Annotated in this window: 18 protein-coding genes; 10 read left to right on the forward strand and 8 right to left on the reverse strand. The window is 37.5% G+C overall.

Annotation, left to right across the window (positions count from 1 at the left end; translation table 11 throughout):
- Positions 1 to 49: 49 nt before the first annotated feature.
- Complete coding sequence (locus WA338_RS07565) at positions 50 to 979, reverse strand: homoserine kinase (RefSeq protein ID WP_009780598.1); 930 nt, start codon at positions 977 to 979, stop codon at positions 50 to 52.
- Between the two features lie 9 nt (positions 980 to 988).
- Positions 989 to 3427, reverse strand: coding sequence for a bifunctional aspartate kinase/homoserine dehydrogenase I (thrA, locus tag WA338_RS07570; protein WP_009780597.1), 2439 nt, complete (start codon positions 3425 to 3427; stop codon positions 989 to 991).
- 341 nt (positions 3428 to 3768) lie between these two features.
- On the opposite strand from thrA, the gene WA338_RS07575 reads away from it, so the two are divergent.
- Positions 3769 to 5295: an NAD(P)H-hydrate dehydratase gene (locus WA338_RS07575; RefSeq protein WP_272985791.1), complete on the forward strand. Its 1527-nt coding sequence runs from the start codon at positions 3769 to 3771 to the stop codon at positions 5293 to 5295.
- A 1-nt stretch (position 5296) separates the two neighbouring features.
- On the opposite strand, the gene WA338_RS07580 is transcribed toward WA338_RS07575, so the two are convergent.
- The 6 genes from WA338_RS07580 to WA338_RS07605 form a co-directional block, all read right to left on the reverse strand.
- Positions 5297 to 5809, reverse strand: coding sequence for a DUF6787 family protein (locus WA338_RS07580; protein ID WP_272985789.1), 513 nt, complete (start codon positions 5807 to 5809; stop codon positions 5297 to 5299).
- A gap of 42 nt (positions 5810 to 5851) precedes the next feature.
- On the reverse strand, positions 5852 to 6283 hold the full coding sequence (locus WA338_RS07585; RefSeq protein WP_272985787.1) for a DUF6146 family protein: 432 nt from the start codon (positions 6281 to 6283) through the stop codon (positions 5852 to 5854).
- Positions 6284 to 6403: 120 nt separating this feature from the next.
- Positions 6404 to 7042: a DUF937 domain-containing protein gene (locus tag WA338_RS07590; RefSeq protein ID WP_272985785.1), complete on the reverse strand. Its 639-nt coding sequence runs from the start codon at positions 7040 to 7042 to the stop codon at positions 6404 to 6406.
- Between the two features lie 114 nt (positions 7043 to 7156).
- Positions 7157 to 8110, reverse strand: a complete 954-nt coding sequence (locus WA338_RS07595; RefSeq protein ID WP_009780592.1) for a D-2-hydroxyacid dehydrogenase — start codon at positions 8108 to 8110, stop codon at positions 7157 to 7159.
- A gap of 30 nt (positions 8111 to 8140) precedes the next feature.
- Positions 8141 to 9205, reverse strand: a complete 1065-nt coding sequence (gene serC / locus WA338_RS07600; protein WP_009780591.1) for a 3-phosphoserine/phosphohydroxythreonine transaminase — start codon at positions 9203 to 9205, stop codon at positions 8141 to 8143.
- A gap of 278 nt (positions 9206 to 9483) precedes the next feature.
- The gene (locus tag WA338_RS07605; protein WP_272985782.1) at positions 9484 to 10542 is read right to left on the reverse strand and encodes an acyl-CoA reductase; all 1059 of its coding nucleotides are present in this window, start codon (positions 10540 to 10542) and stop codon (positions 9484 to 9486) included.
- A 167-nt stretch (positions 10543 to 10709) separates the two neighbouring features.
- Here WA338_RS07605 and WA338_RS07610 point away from each other — a divergent pair, with 167 nt between their 5' ends.
- From WA338_RS07610 to WA338_RS07650, 9 genes are all read left to right on the forward strand, one after another.
- Positions 10710 to 11060, forward strand: coding sequence for a 4Fe-4S dicluster domain-containing protein (locus WA338_RS07610; protein ID WP_009780589.1), 351 nt, complete (start codon positions 10710 to 10712; stop codon positions 11058 to 11060).
- Between the two features lie 233 nt (positions 11061 to 11293).
- Complete coding sequence (gene ychF, locus WA338_RS07615; RefSeq protein WP_009780588.1) at positions 11294 to 12388, forward strand: redox-regulated ATPase YchF; 1095 nt, start codon at positions 11294 to 11296, stop codon at positions 12386 to 12388.
- Positions 12389 to 12599: 211 nt separating this feature from the next.
- A complete protein-coding gene (locus WA338_RS07620; RefSeq protein ID WP_272985778.1) occupies positions 12600 to 12779 on the forward strand; it encodes a hypothetical protein in 180 nt (59 codons plus the stop codon).
- 648 nt (positions 12780 to 13427) lie between these two features.
- On the forward strand, positions 13428 to 14045 hold the full coding sequence (locus tag WA338_RS07625; protein ID WP_272985776.1) for a GNAT family N-acetyltransferase: 618 nt from the start codon (positions 13428 to 13430) through the stop codon (positions 14043 to 14045).
- A gap of 128 nt (positions 14046 to 14173) precedes the next feature.
- Positions 14174 to 14392, forward strand: coding sequence for a hypothetical protein (locus WA338_RS07630; RefSeq protein ID WP_272985775.1), 219 nt, complete (start codon positions 14174 to 14176; stop codon positions 14390 to 14392).
- A 13-nt stretch (positions 14393 to 14405) separates the two neighbouring features.
- Positions 14406 to 14879, forward strand: coding sequence for a hypothetical protein (locus WA338_RS07635; RefSeq protein ID WP_272985773.1), 474 nt, complete (start codon positions 14406 to 14408; stop codon positions 14877 to 14879).
- A 216-nt stretch (positions 14880 to 15095) separates the two neighbouring features.
- Complete coding sequence (locus WA338_RS07640; protein ID WP_272985771.1) at positions 15096 to 15665, forward strand: hypothetical protein; 570 nt, start codon at positions 15096 to 15098, stop codon at positions 15663 to 15665.
- Positions 15666 to 15906: 241 nt separating this feature from the next.
- Positions 15907 to 16218 (forward strand): hypothetical protein, encoded by a 312-nt coding sequence (locus WA338_RS07645; RefSeq protein WP_272985769.1) that lies wholly within the window; start codon positions 15907 to 15909, stop codon positions 16216 to 16218.
- Entirely contained in the window at positions 16219 to 16524 is a 306-nt protein-coding gene (locus WA338_RS07650; RefSeq protein ID WP_272985768.1) for a hypothetical protein, read from the forward strand.
- Positions 16525 to 16762: the final 238 nt, after the last annotated feature.

A 16762-nucleotide genomic window follows, 5' to 3' on the forward strand; every position in this document is an offset into this window, starting at 1 on the left:
TTCTTTTAAATCAACTAGGAAACTTTCCGAATCGCACGAATTAAACTGTTTAATTTTTTTCTAAAATTCTGTTTCCGTGTTTTGAGACCGGAGAAACATAGCTGTCGCTAAGCATATTCTTTTCTTTTAACGCTTTTTTCAATGCAAATTCAACTGCACCAGCATTTTGCAGACCTTTACTTAGCGTAAACATCGAAGGTCCAGAGCCGCTAATTCCAAAAGATAAACCTCCATTTTTAAGAGCCGTGTCTCTGTAATAATCAAAATCAGGGATCAAGTTTTTACGATAAGGTTCTACCAAAACATCTTGCGTACTCGTAGCGATCAAATCGTAATCTTTGGTGTATAGTCCGGCGATTAATCCTGCCAGATTTCCCGTCTGTTTGATCGCATTTTTAAGCGAAACTTCTTTAGGTAAAATCTCCCGAGCTTCTTTGGTTTTAATAGTTATATGCGGATGAATAATGGTCACATACAATTCTTCAGGAACCGGTACGGAAACAATCTTTAAAGGTTCGTAACCGGTAATTAATGTAAACCCACCATAAAGGCAAGGCGCAACATTATCAGCATGTTCATTGCCGCTGGCAACCGCTTCCCCTTTCATACCAAATTCGGTAAGTTCAAGATTTGATAACGGCTCCTCTAGAAATTGATTGATTCCAAAAACAATTCCTGAAGCACTTGCCGCGCTACTGCCCACACCGCTGCCCAGTCTTATTTTTTTATGAATTTCTACTTCAAAACCATAATCAAGATCTAAAGCTTCAACCATAGCCAAGCCGGCAACGCCCACCACATTTTCTTTCGCTTCGTACGGTAAATCGGCGCCGGTGATCTCGGTGATTTTGATTCCTTTTTCAGGAACTTTACGAATTACCATTTCATCACCCAAACCATCAAGAGCAAAACCTAAAACATCAAAACCGCAGTTTACGTTAGCAACGGTTGCCGGTGAAAAGACACGTATTTCTTTCATTTTTTCGGCTTAAAAAGTGGCTGTTCTTATGATGTCTGCAAACAATCCTGAAGCGGTAACATCACCACCTGCGCCTGCACCTTTGATCTGCATAGGTTGCGTAGGGTAGCGGTCTGTGAAGAACAGCACGATGTTATCTGAACCTTCAAGATTGTAGAACGGATGACCTTCAGGAATTTCTTGAAGTCCTACGCTTGCCTTGCCGTTATCGAGTTGAGCTACATACTTCAAACGACAGTTTTTAGCTTCGGCTTGAGCGACGAGCTTTTCAAAATGTTCGGCATCTTCTTTAAGTGTTTCAAAGAAGTGCGGAACGTCAGAACTATTCAAGTTGTTTTCCGTTAAGAAAGGTTCGTTCTCAATATCTTCTAAGTTGATTTTGAGTCCGCTTTCACGTGCCAGGATTAAAATCTTACGGGCAACATCTACACCGCTCAAATCAATTCTTGGATCAGGCTCAGTAAAACCTTCAGCTTTTGCTGCTTGTACCACATCGTGGAAACTATCTCCGGATTTGAAATTATTGAATACAAAATTCAAACTTCCGGATAAAACCGCCTGAATGCGATTTACACGATCGCCTGAAGCAATAAGGTTGTTTAAGGTGTCAATTATAGGCAGTCCTGCTCCTACATTGGTTTCAAACAATAAGGGTGCATTATAAGCTTTACTTAAGCGCTTCAGTTCGCTATAATTTTTGAAATCAGAAGCTGCAGCGATCTTGTTACAAGCCACAACGGCAACACTTTGTTTTAAATATTTACCGTACATATCGGCAACATCAGCATTAGCGGTAATATCTACAAAGATGCTGTTACGTTGATTGAGCTCTACTACGTGATCTAGAAAACCATCCAATGTCGCAGGTTCTCCTGCATCTAAGAGTGTACTCCAGTTTTGTAAATCGATCCCGTTTTCATCAACAAGCATTTTGCGAGAATTACTCAATCCCAGCACACGCATATTGATGTTGAGCTGTTTCTTAAGATACTCTTGCTGTTGCTGAATTTGGTTCAGTAGTTTTTCACCTACATTTCCAACTCCTGTAATGAATAAGTTCAATTGCTTGCGTTGTGCTTCAAAGAAACGCTCGTGAAGACTGTTTAAGGCCTTTTTAACGTCTTTTTGAGCGATCACTGCAGAAATATTCTTCTCACTCGCTCCTTGAGCAATAGCGCGAATGTTTACGTTGTTTTTACCAAGCGTACTGAACATTTTACCGCTTATTCCCTGATGGCTTTTCATTTGATCGCCTACAAGCGCAATGATGCTCAAACCGATCTCGATCGTTAACGGATCGATTTTGTTCAGTGAAATTTCATATTCAAACTCTTCGTCAATGGCATTTTTAGCTTTTCCTGCATCTTCTTCCATCACACCTAAGCAAATGCTGTGTTCGCTAGAAGCCTGCGTGATCAAAATGATGTTGATTCCCTGGTTGCTTAAGGTTTCAAACAAACGCTTACTGATGCCCGGAATTCCAACCATACCGCCGCCTTCAAGAGTAAGTAGCGCCACATTATTGATGTTGCTCAAGCCTTTGATAGGATTATCGCTAAGACCTTCTTGATTATGAATAAGTGTTCCCGGGTCTTCAGGTTGCAAGGTGTTTTTAATGCGTATCGGAATGTTTTTACTCATTACCGGAACGATCGTAGGCGGATATAGAACTTTAGCTCCAAAATGTGAAAGCTCCATTGCTTCGTGATACGAAATGCTGTCAATAGGTTTTGCCTGCTTCACCATTTTTGGGTTAGCCGTGTACATACCGCTCACATCGGTATAGATCTCAACTTGATCTACATCAAGTGCAGCAGCAACAATAGCTGCTGTAAAGTCAGAACCGCCGCGACCTAAAGTAGTGGTTTCGCCTTGCGCTGTACTTGCGATAAAACCAGGCAATACGGTAATCTTTTGTTTTGCTTTGGTGAAATAATATTCCACCTGACTGTTGGTTACTTTATAATTTACTCCGGCTTTGGTGTGTTTATCATTTGTAGTAATCAGATCTCGACTGTCCTTACGCACGGCATCCAGACCTTGAGCATACATTGCCCGAGCAATGATCGAAGAAGATAAAATTTCGCCGTAGGCTAATAATTTATCTACTGTTTTAGGAGAAAGTTCATTTATGAGGTAAATGCCTTGTAAAAGCGATTCAAGATTGCCTAAAAGATTTTTTATCTCGTCTAAAGCTTCTTTGCTGTCGGGAATTAATGTTCGGGTGAACTCGATGTGTTTTGCTTCAATATCTTTAAAAGCAGTATTGTAATCTTCTTTATTGCTGGCATCTGTTCCTGCTTGCATCAATAAATCTGTGATGCCTCCTAATGCCGAAACGACAACGGCTATCTTTTGATCTTGAGCACCGTTCTTAACGATGTTGATGACTTGGTTTATGTTTGCGACGCTTCCTACTGAAGTACCGCCAAATTTTAAAACACGCATGGCTTTAGTGTTTGAAATGAGTTTTTATAAAAATAAGTTGATTTTCGTGTAAACACGAGAAGTACCGGAAGTTATATGTTAATAGAATACCCCAAAGGGGTAATAATAATGAAAGCGATCGCAATACCTGTGGTAGCGATTGTAGGGATAAGAATGTTGTTAATTGCTTTCATGTGTTATTAACTGTTGCAGTCAAAAGTATTATTTTTACGCATAAGCACAAGCTGAAACTTTGATTTTTGAGGATTTTTCAAGGAATACTTTTTTAACAGAGAAATCACTAATTAAATAGAAATCAAAGGCTTTTCCTTACGGATATTCTAAACCTGAATTAATTCCCAATGAAAATATTAAGTAAAGACCAAGTTTATCAAGCCGATAAAGCGACCGAGAACGCAGAAAATATTCCTTCTTACAATTTAATGGAACGTGCAGGAGGTTATGCATTTCAATATATGCACCAGCGGTTACAAGGGCAGCCTGTACCGGTTAAAATCTTCTGTGGAATAGGGAATAACGGTGGAGATGGTCTGGTGATCGCAAGATATTTTGTTGAGCATCAATATCCTGTTGATGTGTATGTGGTGAATTATAGCGATAACCGAAGCAAAGATTTTCTTCTGGCCTTAGACGAACTTAAAAAAGTGACGCGCAAATGGCCTCAGGTTTTAAAATCTGAAGAAGATCTCCCAGAATTAAGCCGGGAGGATTTGATTGTCGATTGCATTTTTGGGATCGGGATCAACAGGCCTGCGCCAGACTGGGTACAAACTCTTTTTGTAGCCATTAATAAAAGTGGTGCATATACTGTTTCTATTGATGTGCCCTCTGGGATGGGTATAGATCTGACTATTAAAGATTCGGCGGTGGTGACGCCTACGATCGTACTTACTTTTCAAACCCCGAAACTGGCGTTCTTTCTTCCGGAAAGTGGAAAGTATATCAATAATTGGACAGTCCTAGATATCGGACTAGATCGTGATTTTTTGAATTCGGTTGAGACACAGGCACAGCTTATCGATAAGGCTGAAGCACAACAAATGTATAAGCCAAGAACTAAATTCAGTCACAAAGGGACTTATGGTCACGCCTTGATGATTGCGGGAAGTTATGGTAAAATGGGAGCCGCAATTTTAAGTTGTAAAGGCGCTTTGAGCTCCGGTGCCGGATTGGTTACAGCCTATACCACTCAGCAAGGTGTGCCTATTTTACAATCGAGTATTCCTGAGACCATGGTATTGACTGATCGATATAACGGAAAATTTATTGAGGAAATTCAGTTTGATCTCGAACCTACAGTTATTGGGATTGGTCCTGGATTAGGAACTCAAAAAGTAACCCAGAAAGCTTTTGAACAATTTCTAAAGGCTAATAAAACCCCGCTAGTAATTGATGCCGATGCACTCAATATACTTTCTCAGAATGAACAGTTTTTAGATTTCTTACCGAAATATTCAGTGTTAACGCCGCATCCTAAAGAGTTAGAACGACTGATTGGTGCCTGGGAAGATGATTTTGATAAATTAAAAAAAACCGAAGCATTCAGTAAAAAGTACACGTGTGTTTTAGTGCTCAAAGATGCGCATACCATTACGGTTTTTGACGGCAAATATTATGTGAATAATACCGGTAATCCCGGACTTGCAACGGGTGGGAGTGGAGATGTTTTAATGGGGATAATCACCGGATTGATAGCGCAAAATTATGATCCGCTCACGGCTGCTATTTTTGGAGTTTATTTACACGGGAAGGCTGCAGATATTTCGATTAACCATACTGCTTATGAAGGTTTAACGGCGAGTATGATCACCGAATTTCTAGGTCAGGCTTATCTTGATCTATTTGCCAAGCCGGAAAAGGAGCAATAAGCTATTTTTTAAACAGAAAACCTAAACCGAACCTTGACAGCATTTTCTTCTCAAACTGATAAAAGAATGCATACTGGCCAAAGATCCAGGCGATGATAAGCAGCAAGACTTGATAGATCGGGAATATGATCAGAATGCGTAATGGCCAATAGATCCATCCAGAAATAGTCTCGCTTCCTAAGCCTATTGCTTGCATTACGGGGCTTGAAATCCTGCCGGCAGTAGAACCGGTAATCGCAAAGACGATAAACACCGCGATGAATTCCCAGCGGTTTTCTAAAAGCCATCTGTTTTTAAGCTTTTTGAAGCAGAATAAACTCAATTGGATTATTGCATAGGTTAGTACTAAGCTGAGAACCGTCAAGTAGATTTTTTGAGTGATCCCGGGATCTAAAAAGAAATCAAGCCTACGGGCGATGAGGAAGCCACAGCCTAAAGAAAGTAAAATTCCCAGAGCAGGAAATATAAGTTGCCAGTTTTGGGTGATTTCCCAGTTTGCTTTGAATTTTTTCACGCGCCAAATATACTATTTAGAATTAAGATAAATAAACTAATTCTAGATGCGTGTAGGAACACTAAAACGTTGCTTGTACTTTCGGGTGAAATACACAAAGTAATAGTAAAGTTTGTAGTTTACTTCATAACCATAATCTACAGAACTGTTGTAGTCGATTTGTTGTGGATACAGGTTAGGATCAAATCGGAAAGGCTGCAATACACGTTGATTATATTCTGGTACAATGAATCGATTCTTGTTCTCAAGATAATTTTGAGAGTAATATCCTTCTGGCCGAGCGATAGAATTTAAAAAAGCATTGTAGCCGGGTTCTATGATGATGATCTCATATTCAAGACTGTCATTAGCAATGCGCACGGTATCATTAGCAGTTGCCTCAGGATTAGCATCTGTAAAGGGTTTATTATTTTGTGTTGAAGCGCAACCGTAAACTAGAACAAGTGCCAAAACGACGTAGAATAAATTTTTCATAAGATCTTTTCTTTTAAAGCTACAAAACTCAAGCCATATAAATTGATCAAATTTTTAGGGTTTAAAATCAACAAGCCGCTTGATGCAAGCGGCTTGTTAGTTTGCTACGGGATAATGTGCTTATTTTCCGAAAAGACCACCCAGCATTCCGCCGAGTCCTCCACCTTGTTTTTTGTTTGATCCTAAAACCATATCAGCAACATCGTCAAGAACGCTTCCGTCACCGTCTGAATCGATCAGAGATTCTATCAAACTTTGGTTTTCTTTTGGTTGGCCTCCAAGCATGCTTCCCAGAATTCCGGTAAGACCATCTTGATCTTGAATGTTGTTTTCTTTGGTTTGTTTCCCAATAATTCCAAGTAAAATAGGCGCAGCGATCTTTAGAATTTGTGCAATGGTTCCTGCATCTAAACCTGTCTTAGCGCTCAGTGTATTTTCAACAACGGGTTGTTTTCCGCCAAGTACATGACTTAAAATACCTGCGCCATCTTGTATTACATTTTGATCTACGCTACCGCCGCCTAAAATACTACCTATATTGTCAAGAATACTTCCGTCGTGCTTTCCACTTAAGGCATTCATAAGTCCGGAAGCACCATCTTGAGAGGAAGCATTTTTTTTCATTGCACCTAAAAGTAGTGGCATTGCCATACTCAATACATCTGCGGTTTTGCTTTCTGAAGCTCCTGTTTGTGCGCTAGCGCCACTAATTAATTGTTTTCCTAGGTCACTATTTAATAAATCTAATAAGCCTGCCATGATTTTTTGGTTTTTGTTATGATATAAAGTTAAGCACAGTTGTATTATTCTCTGCTTATTGCACATAAAAAAAGCCGAATAAAATTCGGCTTTTTGTTTTTGGGGAGTTGAAAATTAACCTTTTAAGATCGAAGCGATTTGATCTGCAAGTTCAACACCTATACGATCCTGAGCTTCATTAGTCGCTGCACCAATGTGCGGAGATAATGAAATTTTAGGATGCATTAAAATTTTGATTTCCGGCTTTGGTTCGCTTTCAAAAACATCAAGAGCAGCAAAAGCAAGTTTACCGGCATCTAGTGCTTCAATAAGTGCAAGCTCATCAACTACTCCGCCACGCGCTGCATTAACAAGAGCAGCACCGTCTTTCATTTTTTCAATTTCGGCTTTACCAATAACATATTCTTTTTGAGCAGGAACGTGTAATGTGATAAAGTCGGCTTCTGCAAGAACTTCTTCTTTCGGTTTGCTTTCGAATTTGAAAGAAACTTCCTGACCGTCAAAAAAGTCAACTTTTACTTCGGCTTTTTCCATGTAAGGATCAGAATAGATCACTTTCATTCCGGCACCCAAGGCCACTTTTGCAGTAGCCTGACCGATACGGCCAAAACCAATAACTCCTAAAGTTTTTCCGCGAAGCTCAACACCTTTTGCGTATGCTTTTTTAAGTGCGCCGAATTTTTCTTCACCTTCTAAAGGCATATTGCGGTTAGCATCGTACAAGAAACGAACGCCACCGTAAAGATGTGCAAACACAAGCTCTGCAACAGATGCAGAAGATGCAGCCGGTGTATTGATCACGCTCAGGCCTTTATCCTTGGCATATTGTACGTCAATATTATCCATACCTACACCGCCACGTCCTATAAGTTTAAGGTCTGGACACGCATCGATAAGATCTTGGCGAACTTTTGTAGCGCTACGTACTAGAAGCGCGTCTACGTTGTTTTCATTAATATAATTTACGAGCTGCTCTTGAGCAACTTTGGTAGTAATAACTTCAAAACCGGCAGCTTCAAGAGCGTCTACTCCAGTTTGAGAAATACCATCATTTGCTAAAACTTTCATGTTTTAATTTTTGATTTATTGATTGGTTTGTTAGGCTTTACGCTCAAGTTCGCTCATCACGTCAACAAGAACGCCTACACTGTTAAGTGGCAAAGCATTATACATAGATGCACGATACCCACCAACGCTTCGGTGCCCGTTAAGGCCATTGATACCAGCTTCTTTAAGCATCGTATCAAAGGTTTCTTTAAGATTGTCTTCTGCAAGATTAAAGGTAGCATTCATAATAGAACGATCTTCTTTTGCTGCATATCCTTTAAACAGTGGGTTGAGGTCGATCTCAGAGTAAAGCAAGGTTGCTTTTTTCTCATTTTCTTCTGCAGCTTTTGCAATACCGCCATTTTCTTTCAACCATCTAAGGGTAAGCATTGAGGTGTATACTGCAAATACAGGAGGCGTGTTGAACATACTTCCTTTTGAAATGTGCGTAGCATAACTCAACATACTTGGGATCTGGCGTGTTACTTTGCCTAAAATATCTTCTTTGATCACAACAAGTGTCGTACCTGCAGGCCCCATATTTTTTTGAGCTCCTGCATAAATTAGATCAAATTTTGAGAAGTCGATTTCTCGAGAAAAAATATCACTACTCATATCTGCAACTAATGGCACATCTGTAGTAGGGAACTCTTTGATTTGAGTACCAAAGATGGTATTGTTTGTTGTAAGATGTAAATAATCAAGGTCTGAAGGTACTTCAAAACCTTTTGGGATATAGTTGTAGTTTTTGTCTTTTGAACTTGCAACGTCAACCACTTCACCAAAGATCTTTGCCTCTTTGATCGCTTTGTCACTCCAAGTACCTGTATTGATATATCCTGCTTTATTTTCTAGTAGATTGTATGCGGTCATTACAAACTGCATACTTGCACCACCTTGTAAGAATAATGCTTTATAACCTTTGCCTTCAAGACCCATTAATTCAAGAACAAGCTCGCGAGCCTCTTCCATAACATCTACAAAGTCTTTGCTTCTATGCGAAATTTCTAAAATAGAAAGATCAAGATTGTTGAAATTTAAAACGGCTTCAGAGGCTTGTTTGAATACTTCCTGAGGAAGAATACATGGCCCTGCACTGAAATTATGTTTTTTCATTGGATTGAATATTTGGTCTCTTTTTGTTTGGTTTTATTGGCGCCGCCAAAAGGCTTTAATACCCTAGGCTTGCTTTAATATTGAAAATTTATTCCTTAAGAATACTTCGTGAACTTGCCCTGAAGTATTCCGTTGGAAAATTACGGCTTTTCAAACAGAATACATAAGATTCCGTCTTATATATGTGCAAGCGATTGCGTGCTTAAAAAGACATGCAAAGATGCTTAAAACACTTTCAAAGTAGTTTGATAAATCAATAAATAATTGACGAATTTCTCTTATAATTTTAATAAAAATGCAACGGTATCAACACCATCTGCATAATCATAAAGTTTTGGTTTTTGAGCTTGCCCAAATGCAACCTCATTGGGATCAAAATTTTGAGCCACAACACACTGAATTTGATCTGCTTGTGAGCTTAGCGTTTCCTTAAGTGAATCTATGCTTTTATAGTACTCATAAAAGACTACAGAAATAGGAGAGGAGAAGTTCTTATCTTCTTTTAAAACCATAAAGTTGTTGTCAAGAACAGGGAAAAGACTCATAAGATAAACCGCTTTGTTATAATCGTAATTGTTGGCGTATTTGTGGTGATTGATCACGTCTTGATGCGCATACATCGCATTGAAAAAGGCATCAAAGTCGTAGCCTTGTGGTACATAGATCTTAGAAACACTACGGCATCCCATTCCAAAATAGTTGAAGATATCGCTCCCTAAGGCTTCAAGTTGTTCCGCAGTTTCATTTCCTGTAAGTATGGCTGCGGCATTACGGTTTTTGCGAATGATACTTGGTTTGTCTTTAAAGTAGTATTCAAAATAGCGTGCGGTGTTGTTGCTTCCGGTTGCGATAACGGCATCAAATTGGGGCAATTTTTCCTGAGTGAATTCAATTTTTGATTCAAAAGAAGGTTCTAGTTTGATCAATACTTTGGCTAGAAAAGGCATTAGTAATTTATCATCACTAGATAATTTTGCGATAAGGTGATGCCCGGAAAGTAAAACGCTTAAAAAGTCATGAAAGCCTACCAAAGGCAGATTGCCTGCCATTATCACTGCTACTCTTTTTGAAGTTGTATTTGAAGCAGCATAAGCTGCAAACCAATGGGTAAGAGTTTCTTTTGTGAGTATTTGAGACCAACTCTGTAATGCCATTTTGGTATATTCTGGAGTGAACCAGGCGTTTTGACGGTGTGAAGTTTCAATAACTGCCGCGAATTCTTCGGTTAATGTTTCAAAATCTTGTAACGCCAAATCGCTTTTTGGAGCGTCAGACAAATAATCCTTTAAAAATTGACCGAGGTTTGAGAATGCAGTAATTCTTTGGTTTAAATCCATAAATGGTTTGGTAGAGTTAGGCCGAGACCTTAATTTTGCGTTTCAATATTTTAGAGAAAATCAGTGTATTTTTCGCCCTGTTTTCTCATTAATTTCTACTAATTTAGTAGGGTTTAAAAATGTGTTGTCCACAAGGGCAAAATTAAGGATTAGAAAACGATTATACTATGGCAATTATAATAACTGATGAATGCATTAACTGTGGGGCTTGTGAGCCAGAATGTCCTAACACCGCGATTTATGAAGGTGCAGATGACTGGCGTTATGCAGATGGGACAGACCTTGAAGGAAAAGTAGTGCTTCCTAACGGGAAAGAGGTTGATGCAGAAGAAACTCAAGAGCCTATAAGTGATGAGGTGTATTACATCGCTCCTGATAAATGTACAGAATGTATGGGCTTTCACGAAGAGCCACAATGTGCTGCGGTTTGTCCCGTAGATTGCTGCGTGCCTGATGAAGATAACGTAGAAACGGAAGAAGAACTTTTAGGTAAACAAGCTTTTATGCATCATAATTAAGCAAAAGCTTCTATATAATTAATGAAAAGTCCGGTCGTTAAACCGGACTTTTTTATGCTTTGAAGTTATAGATTGGATTGCTTAGTGTTTTGAACTTCAATTTTTTAAGTTGGTTTTGTGTTGTGAAAAATTCTAGTAGTTTAATTGGGGCGAAACAATTACTCTTGATTATCAAGTAAAGCTGTAAAGTTTTAGATAAGCTTCCTATATTTGCGCCTCAAAATTTTGAAACCATGAAAGCAGGTATTGTAGGATTGCCTAACGTAGGAAAATCAACTCTTTTTAATTGTTTGTCTAACGCAAAAGCGCAGAGTGCAAACTTTCCGTTTTGTACTATCGAGCCTAATGTTGGGGTAGTTAATGTTCCAGACCCTCGTTTGTCAAAGTTAGAAGAGCTGGTAAAACCAGAGCGTGTGATTCCTGCTACTGTTGATATTGTTGATATTGCAGGCCTTGTAAAAGGAGCAAGTAAAGGAGAAGGATTAGGAAATCAATTCTTAGGAAACATTAGAGAAACCGATGCTATTCTTCACGTTTTACGTTGTTTTGACAATGATAATATTGTTCACGTTGATGGTAGCGTAGATCCTATTCGCGATAAAGAAACTATAGATATAGAGCTTCAGCTTAAAGATCTTGAAACCGTTGAAAAGAAACTTGAAAAAGTAAAGAAGGCTTCTCGCACCGGGAACAAAGACGCTCAGAAAGAAGAGTCGGTTTTAATTCAGATTAAAGAAGCTTTAGAGCAAGGAAAATCGGTGCGTGCTGTTGAATTTTCTGAAGAAGACTATGCAGAATTTGTTAAGCCGCTTCAGTTCATTACCGATAAACCGGTGATGTATGTGTGTAATGTAGATGAGGGTGCAGCTGTAGACGGAAATGCTTACGTAGAAAAAGTACGTGAGGCAGTAAAGGAGGAAAATGCAGAAGTGCTTGTGCTTGCAGTAGGTACCGAAGCAGACATCAACGAGTTGGACGACTACGAAGAGCGCCAGATGTTTTTACAAGATATAGGTCTTGAGGAGCCGGGGTCTTCAAAATTGATCCGCACAGCATACAAGCTGTTGAATCAACAAACCTATTTTACCGCAGGTAAAAAGGAAGTTCGTGCGTGGACGACTAAGATTGGTTCTACGGCGCCACAAGCGGCCGGAGTGATTCATACCGATTTCGAAAAAGGATTTATTAGAGCAGAAGTGATCGCTTATGAAGATTATGTAGCTTACGGAAGCGAAACCAAAGTAAAGGAAGCCGGTAAAATGGGTGTTGAAGGTAAAAATTATATTGTAAAAGATGGTGACATTATGCACTTCCTATTTAATGTATAAATCAGTTTTCATGCTGCAGTTACAGTAAGCAGGCTGCAAAACCTATAAATCAAAAACTCCCTTTGGTAGTAATGTTACAAAAGGGATTTTTTTATTGGCTCATTTAAAGAAGAAATTGCAGTTATTACTTGAATTCTAGCCGCTCATTCGAATCGAACTAGTAATAAAATCTCTAAATTGTAGATAGTTAAGAAAGCAAAAACAGTGAGATATGGGATCAAAGAAAGAATGGTATAACCGGTATATTGTTGGCTACTTATTGATATTGATTCCTCCCCTTGGACTTTATGGGGTCTATAAGAGTGATGTTATACCTGCTAAATGGAAAAATATAACCTTTGGTGCTTTTATTTTTGCCATTGCTGGCGGTGTCCTAATACATTCTTTATAATTAGACCATCTCTTCTTCCAGCAGCTGAATAGTACGCTGAATGTGCTGCTTGACAAGATTCATTAGGCTTTTAGTGGCATTGCCAAAGGCTTTACGACGCTTAGGCTTGCCTCAAAATTGAAAATTCGTTTGCAACCCACGCGTCACGGACTCGCCTTGCGGTAGTTTACGCGGGAGGATCGCGCATAAGCGTATCCTAAGCTGATTAAAATTTCGTTGGTCTGAGCGTATCAAAGGTTTCTATGCCTACCTCATGCATATTCATAGGCGTTACCAAACTTCAACATAGAGGATTTTGTGAATTTTTCGCTTCAAAAATCCCGTATTGCTATGGCATTCAAATAGCAAGCTGTGGCAGTTTTATAGGGAGTTTAAGCATAGATCATCCGTTAATTAACCATAGTTTGCCCATAAACACTGGGGTTTAATGGTAAAACAACGGATAAACTATGGATAAACAAGGGTTAAAGCACGAAGAAGCTCTATACAAAACCCAATGCTTGAACCTGTTTTAGCGCATTATTTAATGGAATATTTTGCCGATAACAAAAAACGTAAAAGAGCAACAAAAAGTGTTGATATCCCGACGGGGACTCTGATAATCAACTATATTTGTGTTGATATAACGAGTTAGCAACAAGCAAAAAAATGAACGTAGAAATTTTAAATACTGAAATAGAATTAGAGAATCAAATAGTAAAACTGATTCCGTTTGACAACCCAAGAAATCAAGAACTTAAAGAAATAATTTTTGATGATGACGTTTGGAAATATATGGGAATGTTTATTAGAACGGAAAAGGACTTTGACAACTATATAGCAAACACATTAGAAGCACAAAAAAACGGAATTTGTTATCCTTTTCTAATTATTGATAAAGCAACTGGACGAATAGCTGGAAGTAGCAGATATGGATATTTGAATATGGCAAGTGAAAAGTGTGAAATTGGTTGGACTTGGTACGGAAAAGATTTTCAAGGAACTGGACTAAATACAGCGTGTAAATATGAGATGTTGAAGTTCGGATTTGAAACCATCGGATTTAGAAGAATACAATTTAGTGCTGACCAAGAAAATATTCGTTCACAAAAAGCAATTGAAAAACTTGGAGCAATAAAAGAAGGGCTATTTAGGAACAATTATATCGATTCTGAAGGAAAAAGTAAAAATGATATTTATTACAGTATAACTAAAGAAGATTGGAGCAATTTAGAAAACGAACGATTTAAAAAATTCCAAAAAAAGCCAGTTGCTAACAATGTATAACCGCAATTACGGCGGATTCGACTACGTCCGAATCCACTCGGAATTGCTAACGTCAGTGCTTAACCGAAAATCATTAACTTTAATCCCGTAACTGACGGTTATACGAGACCGTTGGCATAAATACGAAAATGAAACAAAAATTAATATTACTATTATTATTAATCATTTCTATATTAACTATAGTATTAAGCGAATTTATATTTAATGATACTATAGAATTTTTTAGTTATGGCAGTGAATTAGGAGAAATATTTTCCAATCTAAGCTTAGCATATATTTCTAGTTATATTTTTTACTTATTAGTCGTAGTGGCTAAAGAAAATAAAGATAAAAAAAAATGTTTATAATTCTGTTTATCATTTGACAGATGCGTTATTGGATCACGGATATACAATCTATAATGAAATTATAGAAAGTACAGGAACGGACCGAAATAAATTCAATAAAAGAACAATTTCAAAAGAAGATTACTTTGCATTATGTGAGAAGTGTGATATAAGGCATACACCAAAAAACAGATATTTTGGTACACCTTTTAAGCCGATTTATGCAAACGTAGCACAATTTATATATAATGGAACAGTAACACAAGTTGATAAAAAAATCGAAAAGATTTTTGAATTTATGCCTTTTCTCGATAGCGATTTCATTGCGTTACTAAATAGACTTCGACATTCCGATTTCTATAAAAGACACGCTAATATGCTAATTATAATAACTCAAGGAAATATTCCAGATAAAAAAATTGGAAAATGGGATTCAATGTACGAATACTTAGAAATAGTAAGAGAAATTGAAAATTATAATCAAAAACATCATTTAAAATATAAATAAAGTACTTATGCCAACAACGTATATAAAAAATAGCTGCGTCTTTTCTAAATCGTAAATTTTGGTATATTTGGTAAGTCACCAAATCTTTTGATTTAGCTTTTGAAAAGTAAAGATAATATCAAAATGCAAAAGTTTTGGTTTATTTTATTGCGGAAAGTTAATCGCTAAATTTTACGCTACTTTTCATATACAAACTCGTTGTAGCACATTAAAAAAATGAACGTTTTAGAAGAAAATTTAGCGGAATATAAAACCGACTTTCCAAAAAGTTGGTCTTTTCTTTGGTCACCAGAGGAAGCCGAAAAAATTTCTGAAGAACATAAAGACCAAATTCATTTTCTAAATAAAAAAGGAACTGAAATTGTAAAAGAATATCTGAATTCTTCTAAAATGTTAGCTTACTCAACTGGAACTGATTGGAGTCCATTTACGAAAGGATATTTCAAAACCGAAAAGAAATTTCAAATTACAATGGATTGTGATTCGGAAATAAAAAAATGGCTCTACAATCTCGGAATTCCATTTGATAAATATGTTTTTGTGGAATCCGACAATTCTGGACAAGCAATAATGCTGACTTGGAAAATGGTAATCAAATATTGGGAAGGAATGTTTTGGGATACTGACTTGACAATATTTGACGGAAGTCTGAATTGGGCATTATTTTATTATCACGAGAGTCAGCTCTTTTTTGGAAATGACAATGTATTTGACCAAGAGGCGGAATTTGAAAAAAATCTCGAGCAGAATAAATTATTAAACGACATAAAAAATCGAATAAAATAACGTGCTACAACACCGATAACCGTTGCACAAGCCTCGAATTCTTAGATAATATCACTTATTTAAACCGCTTTTAGGCGGTTTTTTAGTATTAGACCGTGGGTAAAAACTAGAAATTAAAGAGCATTAGCATTGATTTAAATGCCTCAAATGCAGTTTTTGTTGGATATCGCAGCTACTTCAACTACTTTTAAAACATAAACAGGTAGTTTTGTAGACCCACTGCCGTTAGCTGTAATATGAAATGAAGCCAACAGATAGACAAGGACTGTTTAAAGCGATTGACAGTTTTGCAATACGAAACCGAAATCAATTCTATTTAATCGGAAAACTTAAAGAAGGTGAAATTGAAGAAAATTGGTTTGTAAATATTCCTTTCAACTCAAGTTTATCAATGTCTGTGAGAATAAATAGTATTGAAGAAGTTGAAATGGCTTCTGAAAAAGAATCCTATACGCTTTTAATAGTCGACTGTGATGATGAAGCAATTGACCTATATATGGCTTTGAACGTAAGACTTGAATATTTACCTGTAACAATTCAAGGAGAAGATTAAATGGCAATTTCGAAAAAAGGTCTAAGAAAAATTATTGTTGAAAATCATAAATTCTACTGGAAATTCAGTGGGAAGATTATCGTGACTTCAGAAGAGATTAAAAACGGCCACCTTACTGTCGACTTTGGTTGGTATGACATTTGGCTTTATGTAAATGACAAGGAAAATCGACCACCAGATTTTGAGCCAAAAATTGTGACTCCAAAATTTGTCAGTGAATCAATTTCTTATGCTTTAAATCAAGGATGGGAAGAAGGAAAAGCATTGTTGGAATTCAGAAATGGAAACTATACAATGAATAAATAAAAACACTCTACAACACCGGTAACCGTTGCACAAGTCCGTTATTTCTATAGAAACCTATTTATCTAAGCCGCTTTTAAGCGGTTTTCTAGTATTAGACCGTGGGTAAAAACTGGAAATTAAAGAGCATTAGCATTGATTTAAATGCCTCTTTTAGGCCTGTTTTGAGTCTAAAATACAAGCTGAGCATTCCTGCTGCGCTTTTCGCTCGTTTTTGGGTGAACTTAAGGTATTCCACAAG

It is taken from the genome of Leeuwenhoekiella sp. CH_XMU1409-2 (genome assembly GCF_037029365.1).
Classification (GTDB): domain Bacteria; phylum Bacteroidota; class Bacteroidia; order Flavobacteriales; family Flavobacteriaceae; genus Leeuwenhoekiella; species Leeuwenhoekiella blandensis.

Bases quoted from the DNA above. Each gene is read 5' to 3' on its own strand.
- ychF (WP_009780588.1), top strand. From the start codon at position 11,294: ATGAAAGCAGGTATTGTAGGATTGCCTAACGTAGGAAAATCAACTCTT.
- WA338_RS07640 (WP_272985771.1), top strand. From the start codon at position 15,096: ATGAACGTTTTAGAAGAAAATTTAGCGGAATATAAAACCGACTTTCCA.
- WA338_RS07630 (WP_272985775.1), top strand. From the start codon at position 14,174: ATGAAACAAAAATTAATATTACTATTATTATTAATCATTTCTATATTA.
- WA338_RS07585 (WP_272985787.1), bottom strand. From the start codon at position 6,283: ATGAAAAATTTATTCTACGTCGTTTTGGCACTTGTTCTAGTTTACGGT.
- WA338_RS07565 (WP_009780598.1), bottom strand. From the start codon at position 979: ATGAAAGAAATACGTGTCTTTTCACCGGCAACCGTTGCTAACGTAAAC.
- WA338_RS07605 (WP_272985782.1), bottom strand. From the start codon at position 10,542: ATGGATTTAAACCAAAGAATTACTGCATTCTCAAACCTCGGTCAATTT.
- WA338_RS07575 (WP_272985791.1), top strand. From the start codon at position 3,769: ATGAAAATATTAAGTAAAGACCAAGTTTATCAAGCCGATAAAGCGACC.
- WA338_RS07590 (WP_272985785.1), bottom strand. From the start codon at position 7,042: ATGGCAGGCTTATTAGATTTATTAAATAGTGACCTAGGAAAACAATTA.
- WA338_RS07650 (WP_272985768.1), top strand. From the start codon at position 16,219: ATGGCAATTTCGAAAAAAGGTCTAAGAAAAATTATTGTTGAAAATCAT.
- WA338_RS07620 (WP_272985778.1), top strand. From the start codon at position 12,600: ATGGGATCAAAGAAAGAATGGTATAACCGGTATATTGTTGGCTACTTA.
- WA338_RS07610 (WP_009780589.1), top strand. From the start codon at position 10,710: ATGGCAATTATAATAACTGATGAATGCATTAACTGTGGGGCTTGTGAG.
- WA338_RS07595 (WP_009780592.1), bottom strand. From the start codon at position 8,110: ATGAAAGTTTTAGCAAATGATGGTATTTCTCAAACTGGAGTAGACGCT.
- thrA (WP_009780597.1), bottom strand. From the start codon at position 3,427: ATGCGTGTTTTAAAATTTGGCGGTACTTCAGTAGGAAGCGTCGCAAAC.
- WA338_RS07625 (WP_272985776.1), top strand. From the start codon at position 13,428: ATGAACGTAGAAATTTTAAATACTGAAATAGAATTAGAGAATCAAATA.
- serC (WP_009780591.1), bottom strand. From the start codon at position 9,205: ATGAAAAAACATAATTTCAGTGCAGGGCCATGTATTCTTCCTCAGGAA.
- WA338_RS07645 (WP_272985769.1), top strand. From the start codon at position 15,907: ATGAAGCCAACAGATAGACAAGGACTGTTTAAAGCGATTGACAGTTTT.